At 42.9% G+C, this 20,074-nt stretch carries 19 protein-coding genes; 5 read left to right on the forward strand and 14 right to left on the reverse strand.

Translation table 11 applies throughout. The features are described 5' to 3' along the window. Positions 1-105: 105 nt before the first annotated feature. The 5 genes from EWE74_RS16135 to EWE74_RS16155 form a co-directional block, all read right to left on the reverse strand. Positions 106-534, reverse strand: a complete 429-nt coding sequence (locus EWE74_RS16135) for a hypothetical protein (RefSeq protein ID WP_130142634.1) — start codon at positions 532-534, stop codon at positions 106-108. Positions 535-585: 51 nt separating this feature from the next. Further along, positions 586-1,755, reverse strand: coding sequence for a PepSY-associated TM helix domain-containing protein (locus tag EWE74_RS16140; RefSeq protein WP_130142636.1), 1,170 nt, complete (start codon positions 1,753-1,755; stop codon positions 586-588). Positions 1,756-1,762: 7 nt separating this feature from the next. Further along, positions 1,763-4,231 carry a TonB-dependent siderophore receptor gene (locus EWE74_RS16145; protein WP_130142638.1) on the reverse strand — a complete coding sequence of 823 codons (2,469 nt, stop codon included), beginning with the start codon at positions 4,229-4,231 and terminating at the stop codon, positions 1,763-1,765. Positions 4,232-4,368: 137 nt separating this feature from the next. Continuing rightward, the gene (locus tag EWE74_RS16150; RefSeq protein WP_130142640.1) at positions 4,369-5,418 is read right to left on the reverse strand and encodes a FecR family protein; all 1,050 of its coding nucleotides are present in this window, start codon (positions 5,416-5,418) and stop codon (positions 4,369-4,371) included. A gap of 49 nt (positions 5,419-5,467) precedes the next feature. Continuing rightward, the gene (locus tag EWE74_RS16155; protein WP_130142641.1) at positions 5,468-5,998 is read right to left on the reverse strand and encodes an RNA polymerase sigma-70 factor; all 531 of its coding nucleotides are present in this window, start codon (positions 5,996-5,998) and stop codon (positions 5,468-5,470) included. A gap of 143 nt (positions 5,999-6,141) precedes the next feature. Between EWE74_RS16155 and EWE74_RS16160 the strand changes: the two genes are divergently transcribed. Then, complete coding sequence (locus tag EWE74_RS16160; protein ID WP_130142643.1) at positions 6,142-7,671, forward strand: acyl-CoA dehydrogenase family protein; 1,530 nt, start codon at positions 6,142-6,144, stop codon at positions 7,669-7,671. Here EWE74_RS16160 and EWE74_RS16165 read toward each other — a convergent pair. Together EWE74_RS16165 and EWE74_RS16170 are read right to left on the reverse strand one after the other, a co-directional pair. Then, complete coding sequence (locus EWE74_RS16165) at positions 7,642-8,709, reverse strand: glycoside hydrolase family protein (RefSeq protein ID WP_130142645.1); 1,068 nt, start codon at positions 8,707-8,709, stop codon at positions 7,642-7,644. The two genes, EWE74_RS16160 and EWE74_RS16165, sit on opposite strands and share 30 nt — an antisense overlap. 74 nt (positions 8,710-8,783) lie before the next feature. Continuing rightward, entirely contained in the window at positions 8,784-9,980 is a 1,197-nt protein-coding gene (locus EWE74_RS16170) for a PepSY-associated TM helix domain-containing protein (protein WP_130142647.1), read from the reverse strand. A gap of 99 nt (positions 9,981-10,079) precedes the next feature. Here EWE74_RS16170 and EWE74_RS16175 point away from each other — a divergent pair, with 99 nt between their 5' ends. Then, positions 10,080-12,266, forward strand: coding sequence for a TonB-dependent receptor domain-containing protein (locus EWE74_RS16175; protein WP_130142648.1), 2,187 nt, complete (start codon positions 10,080-10,082; stop codon positions 12,264-12,266). 11 nt (positions 12,267-12,277) lie between these two features. Next, complete coding sequence (locus EWE74_RS16180; protein ID WP_130142650.1) at positions 12,278-13,522, forward strand: DUF4374 domain-containing protein; 1,245 nt, start codon at positions 12,278-12,280, stop codon at positions 13,520-13,522. Positions 13,523-13,628: 106 nt separating this feature from the next. Here the strand turns inward: EWE74_RS16180 and EWE74_RS16185 are convergent, their stop codons facing one another. From EWE74_RS16185 to EWE74_RS21455, 4 genes are all read right to left on the reverse strand, one after another. Next, on the reverse strand, positions 13,629-14,444 hold the full coding sequence (locus EWE74_RS16185) for a LytR/AlgR family response regulator transcription factor (protein WP_130142652.1): 816 nt from the start codon (positions 14,442-14,444) through the stop codon (positions 13,629-13,631). Between the two features lie 10 nt (positions 14,445-14,454). Further along, the gene (locus EWE74_RS16190) at positions 14,455-15,498 is read right to left on the reverse strand and encodes a LytS family sensor histidine kinase (protein WP_130142654.1); all 1,044 of its coding nucleotides are present in this window, start codon (positions 15,496-15,498) and stop codon (positions 14,455-14,457) included. 82 nt (positions 15,499-15,580) lie between these two features. Next, positions 15,581-16,567, reverse strand: coding sequence for a hypothetical protein (locus EWE74_RS16195; RefSeq protein ID WP_130142656.1), 987 nt, complete (start codon positions 16,565-16,567; stop codon positions 15,581-15,583). Between the two features lie 91 nt (positions 16,568-16,658). Continuing rightward, positions 16,659-16,787: a hypothetical protein gene (locus EWE74_RS21455; protein ID WP_262708774.1), complete on the reverse strand. Its 129-nt coding sequence runs from the start codon at positions 16,785-16,787 to the stop codon at positions 16,659-16,661. A 293-nt stretch (positions 16,788-17,080) separates the two neighbouring features. On the opposite strand from EWE74_RS21455, the gene EWE74_RS21120 reads away from it, so the two are divergent. Beyond that, positions 17,081-17,236, forward strand: a complete 156-nt coding sequence (locus tag EWE74_RS21120) for a hypothetical protein (RefSeq protein ID WP_165384746.1) — start codon at positions 17,081-17,083, stop codon at positions 17,234-17,236. Between the two features lie 52 nt (positions 17,237-17,288). On the opposite strand, the gene EWE74_RS16205 is transcribed toward EWE74_RS21120, so the two are convergent. Together EWE74_RS16205 and EWE74_RS16210 are read right to left on the reverse strand one after the other, a co-directional pair. Further along, positions 17,289-17,474: a hypothetical protein gene (locus EWE74_RS16205; protein WP_130142660.1), complete on the reverse strand. Its 186-nt coding sequence runs from the start codon at positions 17,472-17,474 to the stop codon at positions 17,289-17,291. 366 nt (positions 17,475-17,840) lie between these two features. Then, positions 17,841-18,137, reverse strand: coding sequence for a hypothetical protein (locus EWE74_RS16210; RefSeq protein WP_130142662.1), 297 nt, complete (start codon positions 18,135-18,137; stop codon positions 17,841-17,843). A gap of 536 nt (positions 18,138-18,673) precedes the next feature. Here EWE74_RS16210 and EWE74_RS16215 point away from each other — a divergent pair. Then, positions 18,674-19,189: an RNA polymerase sigma factor gene (locus EWE74_RS16215; RefSeq protein ID WP_130142663.1), complete on the forward strand. Its 516-nt coding sequence runs from the start codon at positions 18,674-18,676 to the stop codon at positions 19,187-19,189. A gap of 36 nt (positions 19,190-19,225) precedes the next feature. Here the strand turns inward: EWE74_RS16215 and EWE74_RS16220 are convergent, their stop codons facing one another. Beyond that, the gene (locus EWE74_RS16220) at positions 19,226-20,068 is read right to left on the reverse strand and encodes a glycine betaine ABC transporter substrate-binding protein (RefSeq protein ID WP_130142665.1); all 843 of its coding nucleotides are present in this window, start codon (positions 20,066-20,068) and stop codon (positions 19,226-19,228) included. Between the last annotated feature and the right edge of the window lie 6 nt (positions 20,069-20,074).

Consider the following 20,074-nt stretch of genomic DNA (forward strand, 5'->3'; position numbering starts at 1 on the left):
AGCAAAATACATCTTCACACAAACTTAACAATAAGGAAAAGTTACCAGCATTGTCATGTTGTAACAAGACAAATCGGGGACGCAAAGATAAAGCGTTCCCGATTTCTATTCTATCTCGATCCTAAAACGATAGTCGCCCGTATACGGGTTTTCAGCCATCATACTTTCCGCGATGATGACTTGGTAGGTTCCTACTTGATCGAAACGGGCTTCATACATTTTTCCGAACGGGCCATCCATTTCCCCATCAGGCATCCGTAATTGGTTAATACGGATATTCCCGGAGTCACTCGGTGTCGAAAGTGTCATCTTCACGAAAGACGGTTCCTGGATTTCGAAAGAAATCGTATCCTTTTCTCCCCGCACCTTATTTCGTTGGAATTCCAACGGTTCGTCCTTTGCCGGAACCTCATATTCCATCACGTCCTTCACCACTGTTTCTACGTTTTTATCACCTTGTGACGACTGGCACCCTGCTGCAATAAAGAGCAACGTGCTCAAGAGATACCTGTAATTTGTTGTTAATATCTTCATAAAAAAAGAACTACAGAACCCTCAAATTGTTTGGAATAGGACCACTCCCCGTTAGATGGGCGATTTCAATTTGGTGAATTTCTTTTTACCCCACCGGCGCTGATACCAAATCATGAAACCGGTGATCGGTAAGGAGGCGCATACGAGCGATACGGCAAACATTAACCATTGTGTAAATCGACCGCCAACACGTCCCAAATGTATATTATAATGGTAAAGCATAGATCTATACGCGATATCCCGATGAAGAATTTCCCCCGTCTCCTTATTACGTTTGAATAATTCATGACCAGTGTATTTGTCGTAAAACCTCAAATCAACGGTATGGGAGCTTATTTTATGCGCATTAAGTGCCACTATCCAGGGCGTAGCAGAACCAGAAGGGATACTGATAAAAATCTGTTTCAGAGATGACGGCTCGGATGGAGTGTAATGTCGATTCCAAATATGCTGCAACATTTCTTCGGTTGTTTTATTCCCGATAGATGTCGTGTCGGAAGAAGGAAACTGCACCTGAATCTGTTCTTCTCCACCAGACGCCATCCAATAGGTTATCTTACCAATAACCGGAAAACTGAAATATAGTCCTGTAATAGCCAATACAAGTGCGACCAGCATGGTATAAAAACCAGGAACATTATGCAGGTCTATAGTAAATCTTTTTACACGTGCATTCCATTTGATAAAGAATGATTTCCGTACCGTTCCCTTCGTCCATTTTTTCGGGTACCACCAAATAATCCCTGTGAGCAAAATGATCACAAAAACAACGGTACCATAACCCACGATAGGTCGCCCTATCTCTTCTGGCAACCACAAATGAATATGTCCCTCCTCCATGAAATGGAAAAAACCAGCGTGATGATCTTCCTCATTCGTCACTTCGCTTCCCATATATGCCGCGGTATACGGATTGATAAAAACTTCCGTCTTCTCCTGATTTTGGCTGTCCGAAAATGTGACGCGGGCACTACGGTCGGGTGTTCCGTACCAAATACTAGCTGCAGGTATTTCGGTGGATAAGTGTGCCTTGGCGCTGTCCAGTATAATATCCGGGGAGATAAACACATCTTTTTGAGGTTCTACAAATACATGCGATTTACCCCACAACAGGATATCTACTTCAAAGACCAAACAAGCACCGGTAACACCCACAATAAAAACCACCAGCCCGGATAAAAGCCCGAGCCAGCGGTGGATAAATTTTACGTATCCTAACATATTTCTCTTAAAACTTATAGGTCAGTATTGCCGAGAAATTACGTGGATCAGTCTGGTTGATATAGAGCGTCCGGTAAGCATTGAATCCAATTTCATTAAATACATTGTTGAAAAAAAGACGAAGATCCCAATGCTTTGAAAAACCATAACCAGCCTGTATGTTTACAGTGGTATAGGCCGCTATATCAAAAGGTTTGAGGCCCGGCTGGATACCATGCATTTCATCGACAACCCTAGACCAGTCACTGATTGGTCTTTTGCCGATGTAGTAGGCACCTGCCCCTAAAGAAAAGCCTCTTAAGGCTCCCCTGTCTACCAAATAATTTACATATACATTATACGTATGCTTCGGTGTATTCAACGGGGCCGAATCAAAATAATACAACGTATGATCTTTGTATCGGGCATCGATATACGCGTAGCCGGCTATAACATCCAGCTGCGGCAGCGGTCTACCGGTCAACTCAACTTCCACACCTTTACGTTCATCGTTACCTCCCTTTTCATAAAAAGGTGTAGGAATATTACCTTCATAGATCTGCATCGGCAAGTTATGGTTGTTGATTTTATACAAGGTCAGGTTAAAGCGCAGACGATCGTTGAGCCACTGCGTTTTTGCTCCTACTTCGAACTGGTCATAGCGTGACCGCCCCAACGGTTTACCCTCCCGGTCGATAATGCCTGTTGCATTTATATTCGTGTTGCTGGTATACGATCCAAATACATTTAAGCCTTTCCATGGTGAAACAACAACGCCGACCTGCGGATTCCAGGCATCGCCGCGGGTTGTCCCATAAACCGCATTACTTTGTGTCTCGGAGGCACTGTAGCGCAACCCTAAAACTGCCTTGATATAATTACCAATCGATACCACATCCTGTGCCATGATCCCGTACGAATTGATCAATACATCATTAACCGCTATGCCATTCCATTGCAAACGGCTGTTTGTTGGTAGCACATTGGTGGGGTTTTCAAAAATATTGACGGTATCGATACGCAATAAATTGTTGGAAGGCAAAAAGGTCCTGATCGTACTCGCTTTATAATCAAACCCCACCTGCAACGTATGAGACAGTCCACCGGTATAAATATCCGTACCCACCAAATCTACCTGGAGCGTAGAGTTATTGTTTTCTACTGTAGATCCGATAATACTGCGGGCTCTGATATTAGCGTCCGTATCTCGTACAGTTGCGAGATAAACGCTCTGGTTGGTCGTTTTTAACGTCGACCCGAAATACGCAACACGCAAGCTGAGCTGATCAGTCATTTTACGATTAAGGCGTAATGTATACGTCATGTTTTTGGTCGTATAACGATCGTTTTCGAAACCGAGGTAGCTATCATAAGGCAGACGATAAATAGCATTTGTACCCATATCTCCCAGATTCACGGTTCCCGCATCGGGCGTCCGGCTATCGTTCAAGTAGTCCAGTTCCAGAAAAACCTGTGTTTTACTATCGGGTTTCCATGCTAGTGATGGATTAACATACATTTTTTGTCCGTCTATCACCGACCGGTAACTTCCTCTATTTTCATAGGCACCGTTGATCCGGAAAGCTAAAGTCTTCTCTTCATTTATTACACCCTGTACATCAAAAGCCGGGCGAAGTAGGCCCCAACTACCGGCGCGCATGGATACATAACCGGTATTTTCGAATTTTGGCACTTTTGTAACAATATTCACCACACCACCCGAGTTACCGACATCTGCAGAAAGCCCCTGTGTAATGGCATTGGATCCCTTCAACACCTGTATGCTTTCTACACCTTCCATATCCGTAATAAACCCTTGTCCCAATCCATCTTCATAAACCCGAACACCGTTTTTCAAGGTCGGAATACCGCGGAAACCACGCGAGGCAATACTTTCTTTCGTATTATTATAGGTGGAAAACGTATATACCCCTGGAACATTCTGCACACCATCACGGATAGTGAGCACCCCCTGTTGGCGAATAAGTTTTTCGGAAATGATCGAGATACTCTGGATTTGATCAGATGGCTTCAGTGGAAGCCGCGTAATCGCATCCAATTTATCTGGCTGTTGATTACGTTCGCCGAAAACCTCGACTTCATCCAACTGTAAGGCGTCTACTTTAAAATTTATGGTGGTGGTATCCGTTCCCAGCGGGCGTCGGAGTGTAATTTGGTTGCCGCGGACTTTTATCGCATTATCTAAATTACCGAATAATTGCCCTAGTACATCACTGACAGGAAGGTTATTAGCCCGTATAGTCACGATACGATCTACATCTACAAAGGTCCCGCTGTAGACTATACTACATTTAGCTTCTGTTTCAATGACTTTGATCGCTTCAGAAAGTTTGACGTTTTGAAGTTCGATGCTAATTTTTTTCTGAAGCAAATTTTCCTGTCCAGCGACGTTGAAAATTAGGATAAATAAGAGAATAAACGTAGCACAAACCTTATATTTTATGCCGTTCCACGTATTCCATGATAAATAATACATATTTTTGATAACTGTTTTTTGATTGTTAATTAAGCGTTAATGGTCGAATAAACAACTTCCCGGATCTATGTTTGGCGACTGCGGTCCGGGATATATTTGTTATGAAGGTGTTTTATGTAGGATGCATGGTTGATTTTTTAGGGATAAATGCGTATTGATTTTTCAGTTATATGAAAGTGAATTCCAGTTGCATAAGCCAGATCGTCGAGTATCTGATGCACGGAAGCGTGGTGATAGTGTCCCCGCATACGATACGACGCTAATTTACGGTCTGTAAGTGTAATAGTAACGCCATACCAACGTTCGAGTATAGGGACGATTTCTTGAAGCGTTTGGTTATCGAATATCAAGTAACCATTTCTCCAGTTACCTTGCTTGTCTGCTCCGCTATAGTCCTTTATGGTCTGTCCTTCGTGAACACCCGCTTCATGCGCAAATAATAATAAGGTGTCCCGACTATCTCGGGCGGTAAACCTAACTTTTCCTTCCTCGACATCGAGATAAGTACGCTGTTCCTCTGCAAAACTGCATAAGTTAAACTTCGTGCCCAACACTTCGGTACAGGTATGGGCAGTATGAACCAAAAATGGTTTTCCGTTCTGTGCCGCAATTTCAAAAAACCCCTCTCCCTCCAAAAATACCTGACGGGAAGATACGGCAAATTTCTTCGGATATACCAATCTGCTTCCGGCATTTAAATATACTGTACTTCCATCAGATAACACTATTTTAGCTTTCTGTCCGAAGTCGGTTCGCAGCGTATCATATGTTTCCGATTGCAGTATATCTCCTACAGATAAACGGTTAAAGTCGTCTTTAGGAAAAAACAGATATCCGAACAACAGCAATACCACTGCGGCTGCCACCGGAGCAAGATACATCCATATCGTTCTTCTTCCTTTTGCATCGGCCAACTTATCGTCCGCTTGTGTATTTTCTTTGTGCTCGTGTTTAATCGCTTCCTGAAGCTGCTTCCGCATCCGAACACCAATTTCTTCCTCATCCCGAATTTCCGAAAAGCTTTCCAAATCATCCGTTCTGGAATCATCTTCCCCGAATTCAAGCCAATGTTCTACGGCATGTTGTTCTTCCGGCGAACATTTTCCTTGCTGATATTTCCTGATCAAAGAAGGTGTAATTTTCATCCCCATCATATAACATATCGTACGAGATTCATTTTTTCCCATATAAAAAATGGAAAAAAGTCACAACGCACTCATTATAAGAGCAAAAAAATTATTTAGAAAGGTGCAGCCGTAAATACATGAGCGCATTATACAGGTAATGGTCAACAGTCTTTTCGGATAAAGACAAGGCATCGGCAATTTCTTTTTTATCCATGCCGTGCTTCCTGTTCAGTTTATACACTTCGTGACATTTAGCCGGTAATTGATCAAGCAGCCGATCGATTTGTTCGTTTAAGTCGTCAAATAGGATGGTCTCTTCTGTTTGATTGGAAATCGTTGTAGCCGGGTTTACATATTGTTCACATTCGTATTTCTTTTCGTTCGCCTTCGTACGCTGCGTATCGATGATTTTATAACGAATAGCCTGCCGGAGATAACGATCAAATTGGTTGTCTACACGGCCAATGGTTTTCCGCCGTTGCCAAACCGATAGGAACACATCCTGAACCAGTTCTTCCGCAATCGTCAAATCACCACAAAAATGATAGGCATAACGAAGCAAGTCCCGCCAATGCGCGTCATACAGTACATTGAATGTCTTTTCATCAATTACATAACCGCTATCGTTTACAGATTCCATTTGGGCGATAAATATAGATATTTATTTAGAACAATTACAAATAGAGGTTGATAAAAATAATCGTCTATTTCACCTAACAAATCACAATTTCGTAAAAAAACAGATATATTTGCTGTTCAGGACATTTAATAAAAAAGCGTTACATGGAGCTAGGTAAGGAAGAGCTGTCGGTATTTATAGCAAGGTTTAATCAAGCACTCAAGCGGGTGTTTCATGAACAACAAGACATCAATGAATTGAGTCATGACCGTGGTCTGCCTCCCCACGTATGGCGCGATATCATGGATACCCATCCCCTTGCTGTAGCGGTCCCGACCGAATACGGTGGTCGTGGAGGCATTGTTAAAGAGTGTTTGAGCATTCTTTCCGCAGCTTCTTATGAGTCTCTTCCTTTGTCTCTCACATTTGGTATCAACATCGCTTTATTTTTAGAACCTCTTGCCAAATATGGCGACCACAAAATCAAAGAAAAAATCTTTCCGGAATTCTTAACAGGACACCGGATGGGCGGGCTTATGATCACGGAGCCAGATTATGGAAGCGATGCGCTGAACATGCGGACTTCCTACCGCAGCATAGACGAGGGCTATGCTGTCCGTGGGCGGAAACACTGGCAGGGATTGACCGGGCAAGCCGACTATTGGCTCGTAGCTGCCAGAAAAGAATTGGCAGATGGTGAATTAGCGCGTGATGTCGACTTTTTTGTCACCAACAATGCAGACACCAACCAACGTATTACAGTAGAAAAGCTATACAGCAACCTCGGTTTATATATGATTCCGTACGGCATGAACGTGATTGACGTGGAAGTTCCTAGCTATCAACGTCTACAACCAGAAAGTACCGGCATCAAGATGATGTTGGATATCTTGCACCGAAGCCGATTGCAATTCCCGGGTATGGGCATGGGCTTTATAAAACGTATGCTGGATGAAGCGCTTCAACATTGTACCACCCGTATGGTAGGCGCAGGGAATCTCTTAGCCTTGGACTCCGTACAATTTCAACTTTCGAGAATACAAACAGCTTTCACGATCTGTTCTGGTATGTGTGCCCGAAGCAGTGATATCAGCGGTATCGAACACAACTTAGCTACCGAAGGTCTCGAAGCCAACAGCATGAAAGCTTTGGTAACTGATTTGATGCAGGAGTCCGCACAGCTTTGTTTGCAGGTTTCCGGCGCTAACGGCTACAAAATCAGCCACATTGCCGGCAGGGGAATTGTCGACAGCAGGCCGTTCCAGATCTTCGAAGGATCGAACGAGATGCTTTACACACAAATCGCAGAAATCGTTTTAAAACGCATGAAGCGCCAAAAAGAAAGCTCCCTTTACCAATCGCTAGCTACTTTACCGCAAACAGAAAAAGCCGTTCCTCATTTTCGGGAGCATCTACAATTTACGTTGAGCGATAACTTGGTTCAACGAAAATTAGTCGATCTGGGAAAAATAATTGCCCGATTGGTCAACACACAATATGTGCTTGATCTGCAAGACAAAGGATTCCGCAAGGATCTAGTTGAAAATTGTCTGTACAACATGCAGCTGGATGTGGCACAGTTAGCGTCCAATTTAACGCTTCGCAACCATGCAGAACTTGTTGTTGACTATCAAGACGAGAGCGACTGGCTTCATTTCTGCCCGTTACTTCCAGGCGAGCACAACCCGGCCTAATCCAAAGAATACGCGGCCATCTTTATCGTACCGAGCCGTATATACTACCGTGAAGGTACCATCCTCTTCCTCTACGGCACCTAGTGGTGTACGGGTGGCGTGGTCGCCGGCGTCTGCCCATAGATTGTTATCGGATTGTATTTTTAACCGCGTCTCTTTATCCCAATGAATACCATCTATCGACTGGCTATACGCGATCTCATGATCACCAAAGGAATCAAAAATGGCGAGATAACCTCCTGATTTGAGTTCTGTGACCTGTACATTTTCGTTAAACTCCGGTGATATCGGTACGGGGTTATGCCCTTCGGGCATACGTGTCCAAGGACCATTTAGTGTAGGTGCAGTTGCCATCCCTAACGGCCAATCTCCTCTTGGGACATGGTTATGCCCATCGTAAAAAGCATACCATTTATCACCCACACGATAGGGATTGAATGCTGCGACAGCTTGCTGCCCCTCCCAAGATTGGCTATTTTCATCCGGCTGCAGAACAATCGCCATATCAGCGTATGGACCAGCTATACCGTCGATACCGGGAATGACAGATTTTGCCCGCCAGATACGTCCCTCATAATCGTTTGCTTCTATCTCTCCTTTTTCTTTGTCACCCGCTCTATAAGCTACGTAAAAGATATTCCAGGCATTTTCCTCATCGTTGAATTCAACACCCGTTACCCAGACTTCCGAACGCGGGTTAAAGGGCGTTCTACCCGGAATACTCTCTACAATGGTCGATTTTCGATTCCAGTTTATCGCATCGGTACTGGTCCAATAGGAAATTCGCATATCCCGATGTGGTCGGTCAAACATTTCATTGATAAACATATGGTAGGTGTCTCCCAATTTTACAAATTGGCCGGTTTCAAACCCCGATTTGTTCCCACTGGCAATGACGTCTGGATGGCGGTGGTCAATGATGGGTCCCTCGTGTATCTCACGTACAATGAGTTCCTTTTGGTTTTGCGCAAAAGCGGCTAAACAAAGCGCATTTGCAATTAAGCAACCTACAATAACTAGTTTACAAGGTGATGTCATACGGTATATAATGTTGTTATATAGCGAATATACCGTATATAAAACAGACTACTGTACTGTAGCGTCCTGATAAGTTAGATGTTTGATTTGGGATACTTTTGCTTCGTCTTGGCAGGTTTTTTCTTATTCCACCACACCAAAAAACCCGTAATAGGCAAACTGGCACAAACCAAACTGATCAAAAAAGCAAACACTTTGCCGGGCAAACCGCCTACCGAGCCGATATGGAGATCGTAGTTCATCATGGACAACTTGTCCGCAAAAGATGCCTCACGATATTTACTTCCTTCCATTTCCAGCGGCTCCAACGTGTACCGGTCATAAAAATATTCGCTATGGTCATACCAAGCACCATTCAGGTGATACACGGTGATATCGATCGGATCATCGTCATCGCTAGGGTAAGGCGTCATGTACATCCCCTCCACTTCATCCGTCTGCTCCAAGGTAAGGTACCAAGCTTTATCCAGCGGACTCATGGCGTCAGACCAAACCATATCCTTATTGCGCAGATCCGAGTGGGGGTGATGATGCCCCTGTTTTACTTCTCCACCTGAGGCAATATAATATACCGCTTGATCAAACCAAGTGAAGCTCCATACTAGTCCGGTGACACCAAGAATGAAGGCAAAAAGGAGCGTATAGAATCCTAATACATTATGCAGATCATAATTTACCCGCTTAAACGTACCTTTCCATTTGATTTTAAAACTCTTATCCCGGTTTTTCTTGTTCCAGCGTTTGGGCCACCACATAATCAGTCCCGTGAATAATAATATAACAAAAACTAATGTAGCTATGCCAACAATAGGACGACCGATTTCGTAGGGCATCCATAAGGCTCGGTGCCCGTCAATGATAAAACGAAAAAAATCAAACTCTTCTCCTCCTACGGGCGTCTGCTTTTTTAGAAACTCCCCCGTATATGGGTCCATGAAGACAACAGAAAAGGTATGCTTTCCCTCCACCATCCCACCGTAACCCACGGCTGCCGCTCCGGTAGCATGACTGTAGGTCAACCCCGTAGGTTGCCGATTGGGCATATATTTAGCCGCTGTATCTAACAGTTGGCTGGGTGGAACAAGTGGCATACTTCTTTCTTCCACGAAGCGCCAAGGCTCCAGCATATCTTTAATTTCCTGCTGAAAAGCATAAAAACATCCGGTAATGCTCACGATGAATACAATGATGCCCGAGACTAAGCCCAACCACAAATGTAACCAGTCGTTTACCTTACGGAATGATGATTTCCCTTTTTTCCTTACACCCATATTTTTTTAATAAAACCGTTGTTTTTATTTACAACAAGTCTAAATAATAACTATATTTGGCGCAAATATAAGAACTCTGTGACGAAATGACACAGAAAAATGAACATGAAAACACGCGATCTACACAAAAAGACACCCCGTCTACTCGCGTTGCTATTTCTCCTACTCCTTGCAGATGTACAAATAGCAGCCGCCCAGGATACCACGAAAACCGTGGTACGGCAAGAGAAGATATCAGAAGTCGAGGTGTTGCACAAGACAGAATCGAGAGAGACGAAGGAACTACCGTTCAATGTCAACGTTATCGAGACCAAGCAGCATTTTAACTCCTCGCAGGATCTGAACAAGTTGCTGACACGGACAACCGGCATCCGTATACGGGAAGACGGCGGATTGGGTTCAGATTTTAGGTTTTCCTTAAACGGATTCAGCGGCAAATCGCTGAAGTTTTTTCTGGACGGTATACCTATGGATAATTTTGGATCGGCACTCGCCTTAAATAACTTCCCAGCCACGATGGCGGAAAGGGTAGAAGTTTATAAAGGGGTCGTTCCGATAACACTGGGAGCCGATGCCTTAGGAGGAGCCATCAATGTCATCACGAGAAGCAATCCGAATTTTCTGGATGTATCCTATAGCTTAGGGTCGTTCAATACACACCGGGCTGGCTTAAATGGCGCCTATACCAACGAAAACACCGGCTTAGCGGTTAGGTTTAATAGCTTTTACAATTATTCAGACAACAATTATAAGGTACATGTCCAGCCTATCCGAGGCAATCAATACCTGCCCGAGCAGGAAGTCGAACGCTTCCACGATAGCTATGCGTCTTTGGGCGGACAGTTTGAAGTCGGCGTGCGCGACAAAGCCTTTGCAGACCAATTATTTGTAGGCTTACTCGCTTCTACTAATGATAAAGATATACAGACTGGTGTAGTGATGGAACAAGTCTATGGGGCCATGACCAGAAACAGTTCATCTGTTATCCCCACCCTGAAATACAAAAAGGATAACCTTTTTGTGGAAGGACTGGATTTTAACCTCTACGGTGCCTATAATATGTCCAGGAATAACATGGTCGATACCGTCGCCTTAGTGTATAACTGGTTGCAGGAAACGACACCCAATACCATCGGGGCCGAACGTAGCCGGACGCAACTGATCAACCGTGATCACGAAGCATTGCTGACCGCTAACCTTTCCTATGCCCTTCATCAGAACCACGACTTGGCACTAAATTACGTGTTGACCGACTTCAACAGAAAATCGAGTGATGTGGAGCAACCGGATAATGTTGCGCATAAGATGCCCCAACGTTTGCAGAAACAGAACATCGGTTTCGGCATCGACAGCCGGTTTGGCGCCTTACGGACAAATGTATTTGCGAAGTACTATGCCCTTTATGCCGAGTCTTTTGAAAATATATCTGAAAACAACGAGCCCAATTATGTCGAGATATCTACTAATCAGCATAATATAGGGTATGGTGTCGCCGGCACCTATTTCTTCCTTCCCCGGCTACAAATGAAGGCGTCCTACGAACATACGTATCGTTTGCCCGAACCGACCGAATTATTGGGGGATGGACTATTTACGACTCGAAACGAAACCTTAAGACCCGAAAAAAGTCATAATATCAATCTCGGTGCCTTATACGCGTTTACTTTAAACGCCGACCACAACTTCCAGGCAGAGGTCAATGGTATTTATCGAGATTCAGAAGATTATATCCGGCAGGAACAAGCCCGTAACAGACCGACAGGACGCAAATTCATCAACGTCGGCGATGTGAAAACCACGGGTATAGAAGGAGAAGTAAAATATAACTGGAAACATTTAATTTATAGCAGCGTCAACGTCAGCTATCAAAACATCATCGATAAAACGGAGTTCATTTATTCGGAGAATCTCAGTGGCACGATCCAAGACAGAAATCTGAATTATGGTTACAAAATTCCCAATATCCCCTATTTCTTTGGCAATTTTGATCTGGGTATCCGTTTGCAAGATTTCGGGGGTGCCGGCCGTATAGCCAACATCCATTATTTTATGAATTTCATTGAGGAATATTACCTCACCCCACAACAGCTCGGAGCCAATAACCCGGACATGATACCGCAACAAATTGCGCATAATATTATGGCCGATTATAGCCTGGCGAACGGTAAATATAACATCGCTGTAGAATGCCATAACCTGACGGACAGCCGGCTGTTCGACAATTTTAGGTTACAAAAGCCTGGGCGTTCTTTCACTTTAAAACTTAGATATTTTATACACAAATAATTTTAATTGATATGAAAACAATCAAACAATATGTCCACGTGGCTCTTGCCTTAGGTTTTACCCTAGCAGCGGGTTCCTGTACAAAGGACGATAATGGCCCTAATGATAACGATGGGCCGATCATTGAAGGGAATAGCACCTATGTGCTAGGTGTAGGAATCACGGACGCCGAAAATAACTCCACGAACTATATCGTCCATACCAAAGACCTCTTAAGTGGTAAAATTTCCTTGCTCAATAATGGCATCTTACAAGAAGGTTATCGCGAATACACGAATATCGGCAACTATTTTTATGCTATCGGCGGACTAGGGTTGACGGGGGTTGATGCTTATTATATCAATGATCAGAGTCGTCTTACCGCAAAAAAAGGATTGGTTTTCGATCATGGCGCAGACGACTACCTGCATGTGGACGGCGGAAAGACGCTCTTAGGTGTCACGGTAGACCGGGACGCGGCCAGCGGTTATGAAGGTAATGTAGAATTCTTCACCGTCGATGTCAATGGATATACGATTACCAAAAAAACAACCGTTCCCGTGCAGGATGTGTATAAAGCTGAAAACGGCGATCACGGTTGGAGCCATTCGGGTATGGTAATTAGAGGAAACCAGGCCTTCCAAACGGTGTTCCCTATTAGTTCGACTTGGGCGACACCAAATGTAAATACCAACTACGTAGCCGTGTACAGCTACCCAGACTTCCAGTTGCAGAAAGTGATTACCGATACGCGTACCGGACCTTCTGGTGCCCCGTTAACACGCTCGGGTATTTTTGTGACGGAATCGGGCAATATTTATACACTCTTCCATGCTGGGTATGGTTTTGACCACCAGCAGTCGTTAAAAGATCCTGCTATCTTGCGCATTAACGCAGGCGAGGATGAATTTGACGAAGATTACTACTTCAAAACTGTTGGTATCCCGAATGGCGGTAAAATCATCAAGGCTACTTACGTGGGCAACAATAAGTTATTGGCACAAATATATACAAAAGAAACCACCAGCCAGTGGGATCAAACCGACCTTCGGTATGCGATTGTCGATTTAGTAAAAAAAGAGATCACCGCTGTACAAAATTCGCCTATCTATACCTATTCGGAAGAAGCTTTTGTGGATGGCGATAAAGCTTATTTACCGGCAAAAGTAGGAACTTCGTTGAATATCTACGAAGTAGACATCCCTACTGCTACCGCCACCAAAGGTGTAGAGATTGAAGCAACGTATGTAAAAGGTATTGGAAAATTGACCAAATAACAGCTATTGCTACGCGATGATATAGTACAATCGCCGTCACTTCTTTGAAAGATGACGGCGATTGTTTTTTATACCGAAAAATAAAGAATATTTATTAAGACATTTACTAATTCGATAATTTTTTGTTGTCTTCCGCATGCGCGATGTATCGTCCTTTAACAGCGTTTTCCGAAAGCCAGTTCTTAAAGAGCTCATAATCGCCTGTTCTTCCCATTTTTATGTTTTTCGCCGAGGTTCCTCTTATACCAATTTCGTTTCCTTTCATAAATTCAAAGTGAGCCAACGATATCGCATAACTTCGGTGTACCCGGGCAAACCTTGCCCTAGGTAGTAGGAGCAGCACATGTTTTAGTATGTCATCAATTTCGTAATATTCACGCTGACTTATCCATATCCATGTTTTTTCATCTTTTGCCTCGAGGTAGAGGATATCGTCGTAACGCAATTTCCGGAACAGTCTACCCTGTTGGGTGTATACCATCAGGCAGTCGTTATCTGACGAGAGCATATTTAAGCTCAACCGATGCCACCTCTGCTTCACTTTTTTTACCGCCGTAGTATAGCGCTCAAAAAAAATCGGCTTCACTAAATAATCTGCAGCGTCATAATGAAAGCTGTCCACTGCAAAACGATCGTAAGCACTGCATACAACGACGGCAACATCTGCGATTTTTGGATTATCCTCTGCAATTATTTTTAAATGTGCCAAAAATTCCATACCATTCAAACCCGGCATTTCCATATCCAAAAAGATCACGTGGATCTCGCTTTTTTTGAGTACATCCATGCCCTTACGTGGATTCGTTGTCTGGCATATCAACTCCAAACCATCTGTTGCTTTAACATAATTTGCGATAAGCTTCAGCGCTACAGGATCATCGTCTATCACTAGCACTTTCAACTTTTTAGTAATAATCTTCATATTTATCTATCTATCTGATTTTATGCTCGTTACTATACTCGATGGACAATGTCGATTTAAACAGATCGCCTTCCGTTTCATGGTGCAAGGTTGCCTTCTCCCCATAGTACAAATGCAGTAACCGCTCCAGTTGATCTAACCCCGTCCCACCTTCTTTGTAAAGCCATGCCGAATGTTCTGCTACCTGATTTCGCGTATAGATCCACAATTTGTCAACCGTAGCGACTACAGTAAACACAGCCGGTAGGGCTCCCTCACCGAATTCACCATGTTTACACATATTTTTAAATAACCCGAGCAACATCATGGGTACAATTTGGTAATCTTCCGTTTCTATGGATAAATCCAATAGGATGGGTTTGTCTTCAAATAAGCCCGCTAGTCTTGTCAAATCCTGCAGCTCTTCTACCAACGGCACCATCATATTTGTCCGCGACATTAACCGCACGCAGCGGCCACTCAATGCAAGATAGGCTTCTATTGATTTCCCTCGGATTGAAATGATCTGCAACATATGCTGAGCAATATTTCCCATAAAATGAGACAGCCATCTTTTCAATTCTGCTTGCCTTTGGTATGCCGATATCTGAAGCCTTCGGTGCGCTGCCGTACAACTCTCCCACTTCAGTATGTTTACGGCTAACTCTAACAATCCCAGGCCGATGCCATACCATGCAAACGTCCAATAAAATGCCGTAAAATCTAAAAAGTAAAGCCAGACACCTTTGACCGCCCCTTCGGGCAGGACAAGCCGGATCAATGCTGTGGGCCAGACATATAGCGCTAGGTACAATACAATACCAACCGTCAGTATAGCAACCATCATCCAGATAATTGTTTTTTTGTTTATTTTTCCGCGGCCTACGAGTTTACGAAGCCAATAGCGGTTAAGATAAATGATCCCCAGCATTAACGGTACGGCCAGCAGCAGTACTTTCCAGTGGCCAGGACCATGTAGGCTGACGTTTCCGTAACTTATCCAGCCAAAATAAAAAAGCCAAATAACGATATGGACGGCCTTCGGAAAGGGTCGTAAAAGATACACGTTTCTCATTCGAGTAATTCAATAGGTCGGACTGGTAAAAAAACATAATTATTTGGAAAATGCAAAGGTTACAACTGATTTTTGACTTCCTTTATTGAATTTTCACGACGAGTCGCTGGATTTTGCGACAGAGGTATTGATGTTCCGCTTTGGAGACAACGACCGTCTGGCCAGACCTTACATCGACTAATAGGTATTCGTTTGGTGTCATCATCGGGATCCACCACGCCTGTTCCTTTGCCGTCACATTCTGCTTTTTTTTGCTATTCGCCATCACGCTATCAAAAAATGATGGCGCAAATTCCCATTGTATCCATTCCTCAGCCGTAAGGTCATGTAACAGATCATAACAATATTGCATCAAGGATCGATATTGATTCGTTGTGACCGGGTGGAAATCCCATCGACTACGTACCTTGGGTACACCTTGAACCTGCGAAAACACAATAGGCTGTACTGTTGCACCCGTCCAACGGCTGAGCACTGCGATACCATAACGTACAGGAATCGGCATATCATGCAGGTTGACCACCGTCCAGCCTTTCGATGCCGTGCTCCCCTCTTTGCCATCGACGAAACAGATCACATCCAATCCATCCGTCACACTTCTTTTCAACTGTGTCAAACAATCGGGTTCACCGCTACGGATAAACCGCAATTCCGAATCGGCAGGTTGGCGACCGAATGTTTTCTGAAAATACAGTAGATACATATCTTGTTGCTCTTCAAAAACTTCATCTTTCAATAGGATCGCGACACCACGATCTCTTAGGAGTATTGCTCGGGGGATTAACCCATATAGACCTATATGAAAACAAGCCCATATACGCGGTTTTTTATCAACCGGGGGCCATTGTTTTACCAATTGCTCCAATAGTCGGGAATCATCTTTAAATTTTGGTTGTTTACACCAGTTTTGATGCAGGGCAATCAGTTCGATAAGATGCGGATAATCATGTACTATGCCCCAGTGATAGAGCAACGTAACGAATCTTACACTGGTATTCCACGTGGGACTATGTCCACGTGTATCCGCCTCTTCTGAAAAAGAAAAGGATAATTTATGGTTATTCTTCATGCTAAAAAGTGTAATAGGTTTAAATGACTAGCCTGTTATAATAACAGGCTAGTTTGGCGATCTAGATGCCATTTATTAGTGGTCTTCTACCTTAAATGTAGTAAAGATTACATTTTCCGGTACCACCCACTTGACTCAAAAGGCTAAAGCCTTCTCCAATGTCGAAAGTTTGGATACCGCTTGCGGCAATAGATTGGATTTCTAAAATAAACTGTTCCATTTCTATAAGATTTATATTTGCACTGAGCATCTACTTTTCCTAAGTAGATCGCTTTACTCCCTGGCCATCGGAGTAGCGTGATCACAGTGTGAAATTGGTTGTTTATTTTCGCTTAACGTAAAAAAACAATGAATAGCCACATACAGCCCATGAACAGTATTTTTCGTAGCCCTAGATCCATTCATCCGCTCTGCGTAACCGTTCATACCCCTTTTAGATACTATTCATTATTTTTTTCTTCTAAGAACATCGTTTTTATTCGTCTAGCCGGAAATGAACAGACGTATATACACATGAAGAAAAGCTTTCACCCGGCTTGCCAAGACATAGGTGCTACCCGAAAATTTGTCGTATACAATGGCTCAGAACAATTTCCGATGGCGGATAACACAGAGGCAATCGGCCTGCTTACCTTTTTGGCATTATTGAACAAAGCAAACCCCTTATAGAAATAGAAACATCAATTTCTTTATCTTCGATAAAAAGAAAATTTTAAGGAATTTAAATCTTTACTTTTTCAGATTTCACAAAAACCCAAGTAGTATGGCGCTTTTCATACCAAACCTTGTACGTGTGATTTGGCGGGACGGTGAAATTAAAGGTCAGTTCTGTCTCTGCATCATTCTTCGGAATAAAAGTCGGCAGCAAAGAATCAGCGATCTCTTTGATCTGTCTATCGTTAAGCATACGTTTATTTTAGTTTGTCTATTTCTGCTAAATTTGCTGCGTCCCTCTACCCCGCACTCTCCTCCGCAGCGAGAATAGTTTGCTATCTTTCCTATATCAAACATAAGTCCAAATACCCGATTATCCAAAAATTTCGGCATTTCATCCAGCTCCTTCATATGCTTGAATATATATAGCCACAGGATTTACTTGATCGGAATCGACAATCAAAATAGTCGCTTTGCAAATGACATTATTACGGTATACATGAAACTTATAATTACATTCAACGATCCGATACCAGGAGATAATTACGATGTAATATTACAAAAAAACCTTATTGATTTTTTGATGCTGGAACTTTAATACCGTTCGAAAGAAGATCACCTAGGCAGAAACCTGGTTTCCTCCCTCGAAATACTCTTTCAAGCCAACAAAATTTTCGCTAACATGAAGGTAGACCTGGTTATCAAAATTTATAACAATCTCTTCATCGAGAAAGATGTAAATACACTCTCCTCCGTAATCACGACCATCCTCATTCCAAGAAATATGTAGGATCCTATCCTTGAATTCTGATAGATCAGAAATCGACGGCACCTCTTTGTCATAATTATATCTCTTAGCTAACAACTGCAGTAGCTTATTTGCCGCGTTTACCAATAAATTATGTGTTTGTAACATAGTATTTCTTATTTTATTGTAGTTTCTATAGCTAGTGCTCTAAATGAACAGCGATATCGACAAAAAGTTTTAAAAATTAAAGGCCGTCTTATTTGCAAGACGACCTTTACATCACACTATCGCTAAACTAAGGAAGCAATACCTATAATAGCATCTTTTTATACTCTTCAATAGCACGACAGTTCATTAAAAGTTTATAAAAACAGAAAACAAAGTATCTTTTAACACCTCATAATAGCTACGTACTATCCAAATAAAGAAATAAAAATACACGCGGATCAGATGAAAATATGCGCCCAAACAAATATTTATACTGAAAAACAATAAATAATTAACGATCAAAAAAGGGCTATAACGAAGGATGAAAGTAAGCCCGAGCGTTTTATATTACTCAAATTAAGCGAAAAAACGTATAAATACGCGCTACGGTGGTTTTTACGCAGCTTTATGTTGTGAGACTACCCCAAAGTGAGAACCCCTCGATTTTAGCATCACTTTTGTAATAGTACTAGCATCAACTTAAAATACACTTATCTATGACTTCTATACAATTACAACAGCAGATTGAGCAAAGCAAATCCATTCTTACCCAGTTTGCAAAAAAGTTCACAAAAGATCCCGATGATATCCAAGATTTGGTACAAGATACACTCGTCAAATCTATAAAGCACATAGATGAATATGAAAATAATCCGAAACTTCTATCCTGGCTATACGTGATCATGAAAAACTTGTTCATAAATCAATACCGCCGTAATCAGAATAGAGTAACTTATGAAAACGCACAAATGTGCGAAGTACGCGACATGGGATGCAGCGAGCCGTTTAGCCGAAATAACAGCGAAGGAAAGTTTACGATGGATGATATCGAATCGGCGATAAAAAAACTATCACCAGAAAGCAGTGAAATTTTTAATATGCATATCGAAGGCTACAAATACAAGGAGATTGCTGCTTATTTTAATATGCCGGAAGGTACGGTAAAGACTCGCATTCACCATGCACGCAAATTCTTACAAGCGCAGCTTTCATCTTATAAAAAAGCTAGTTAATAGCTGCACAGAATGAGCGTAAATGCAGCAAATATTCTACATGCCATTCCACCAAGCGTCCAACATGGATCTATTTTCCATTATCCATTGTTGGGCGGTTTCTTTTTGATTTGTGCTGGTTTCCATTCTGGTCAGGAGGTCTGACATCATTTCGCCATCAAAAAAAGCATGCTGAAAGAACCGGTAAACCTCCGGGAAATCTTTCTCAAAATCTTGTCGGGCAAACGTCTCTATATGTTCCACCTCACCATATATTTTCTTTGGATCCTCCAAAAACTTCAAGTCAAACCTTCCGAACAACCAGTGCGGTTGCCATGCCGTCACCACGATCCACCGCTTCTCCTGGATAGCTTTATTCAGTTCGGCAGCCATCGCCACCATAGAGGAATTGAGTTGCCGGTAATTTAGGCCGTACTCCTGAATAACCGTGTCCGTATAAATAGCCATGCCGGTACCTCTTTCTATGCCCATGATCTTTCCGTCGAACTTATCGCTATTCGCATTCAGTTCTTCAATCGAATTTATTTCCACGTAATCCGGCACCACGAGTCCCAATAACGCTCCTTCATAATTTGTCGCGACGCTTTGAATACGATGAAACGGTGCAATCTTATCGCCATGTGTTTTGGGGAGCCATACATTCATAAATATATCCGTATCACCATTATCCATGGACGCCAATAGCAGATTCGGTGCCGCTTTGTGAATAACGATATGGTATCCTTTTTCCTTTAAATATTCCTGTGCGACTGTCGTCATGGCATTTCCTTCCGCCCAGCCTTCCACCATGCCCATGCTGATACGCTTGGTCAGGCGGTCTCCACAGCCGAGCAGGCAAACACACGAGATGACGATCGCTATCCATTTTCTTCCGTTCATATAGCT

It is taken from the genome of Sphingobacterium corticibacterium (assembly GCF_004208525.1).
Taxonomy (GTDB): Bacteria; Bacteroidota; Bacteroidia; order Sphingobacteriales; family Sphingobacteriaceae; genus Sphingobacterium; species Sphingobacterium corticibacterium.

Coding starts and splice junctions, on each gene's coding strand:
- EWE74_RS21455 (WP_262708774.1), bottom strand. CDS start 16,787: ATGGAACAGTTTATTTTAGAAATCCAATCTATTGCCGCAAGCGGTATC.
- EWE74_RS16175 (WP_130142648.1), top strand. CDS start 10,080: ATGAACATGAAAACACGCGATCTACACAAAAAGACACCCCGTCTACTC.
- EWE74_RS16145 (WP_130142638.1), bottom strand. CDS start 4,231: ATGTATTATTTATCATGGAATACGTGGAACGGCATAAAATATAAGGTT.
- EWE74_RS16195 (WP_130142656.1), bottom strand. CDS start 16,567: ATGAAGAATAACCATAAATTATCCTTTTCTTTTTCAGAAGAGGCGGAT.
- EWE74_RS16185 (WP_130142652.1), bottom strand. CDS start 14,444: ATGAAGATTATTACTAAAAAGTTGAAAGTGCTAGTGATAGACGATGAT.
- EWE74_RS16170 (WP_130142647.1), bottom strand. CDS start 9,980: ATGGGTGTAAGGAAAAAAGGGAAATCATCATTCCGTAAGGTAAACGAC.
- EWE74_RS16180 (WP_130142650.1), top strand. CDS start 12,278: ATGAAAACAATCAAACAATATGTCCACGTGGCTCTTGCCTTAGGTTTT.
- EWE74_RS16160 (WP_130142643.1), top strand. CDS start 6,142: ATGGAGCTAGGTAAGGAAGAGCTGTCGGTATTTATAGCAAGGTTTAAT.
- EWE74_RS16140 (WP_130142636.1), bottom strand. CDS start 1,755: ATGTTAGGATACGTAAAATTTATCCACCGCTGGCTCGGGCTTTTATCC.
- EWE74_RS16155 (WP_130142641.1), bottom strand. CDS start 5,998: ATGGAATCTGTAAACGATAGCGGTTATGTAATTGATGAAAAGACATTC.
- EWE74_RS16215 (WP_130142663.1), top strand. CDS start 18,674: ATGACTTCTATACAATTACAACAGCAGATTGAGCAAAGCAAATCCATT.
- EWE74_RS16220 (WP_130142665.1), bottom strand. CDS start 20,068: ATGAACGGAAGAAAATGGATAGCGATCGTCATCTCGTGTGTTTGCCTG.
- EWE74_RS16135 (WP_130142634.1), bottom strand. CDS start 534: ATGAAGATATTAACAACAAATTACAGGTATCTCTTGAGCACGTTGCTC.
- EWE74_RS16210 (WP_130142662.1), bottom strand. CDS start 18,137: ATGTTACAAACACATAATTTATTGGTAAACGCGGCAAATAAGCTACTG.
- EWE74_RS16165 (WP_130142645.1), bottom strand. CDS start 8,709: ATGACATCACCTTGTAAACTAGTTATTGTAGGTTGCTTAATTGCAAAT.
- EWE74_RS16150 (WP_130142640.1), bottom strand. CDS start 5,418: ATGGGAAAAAATGAATCTCGTACGATATGTTATATGATGGGGATGAAA.
- EWE74_RS21120 (WP_165384746.1), top strand. CDS start 17,081: ATGAAGAAAAGCTTTCACCCGGCTTGCCAAGACATAGGTGCTACCCGA.
- EWE74_RS16190 (WP_130142654.1), bottom strand. CDS start 15,498: ATGAGAAACGTGTATCTTTTACGACCCTTTCCGAAGGCCGTCCATATC.
- EWE74_RS16205 (WP_130142660.1), bottom strand. CDS start 17,474: ATGCTTAACGATAGACAGATCAAAGAGATCGCTGATTCTTTGCTGCCG.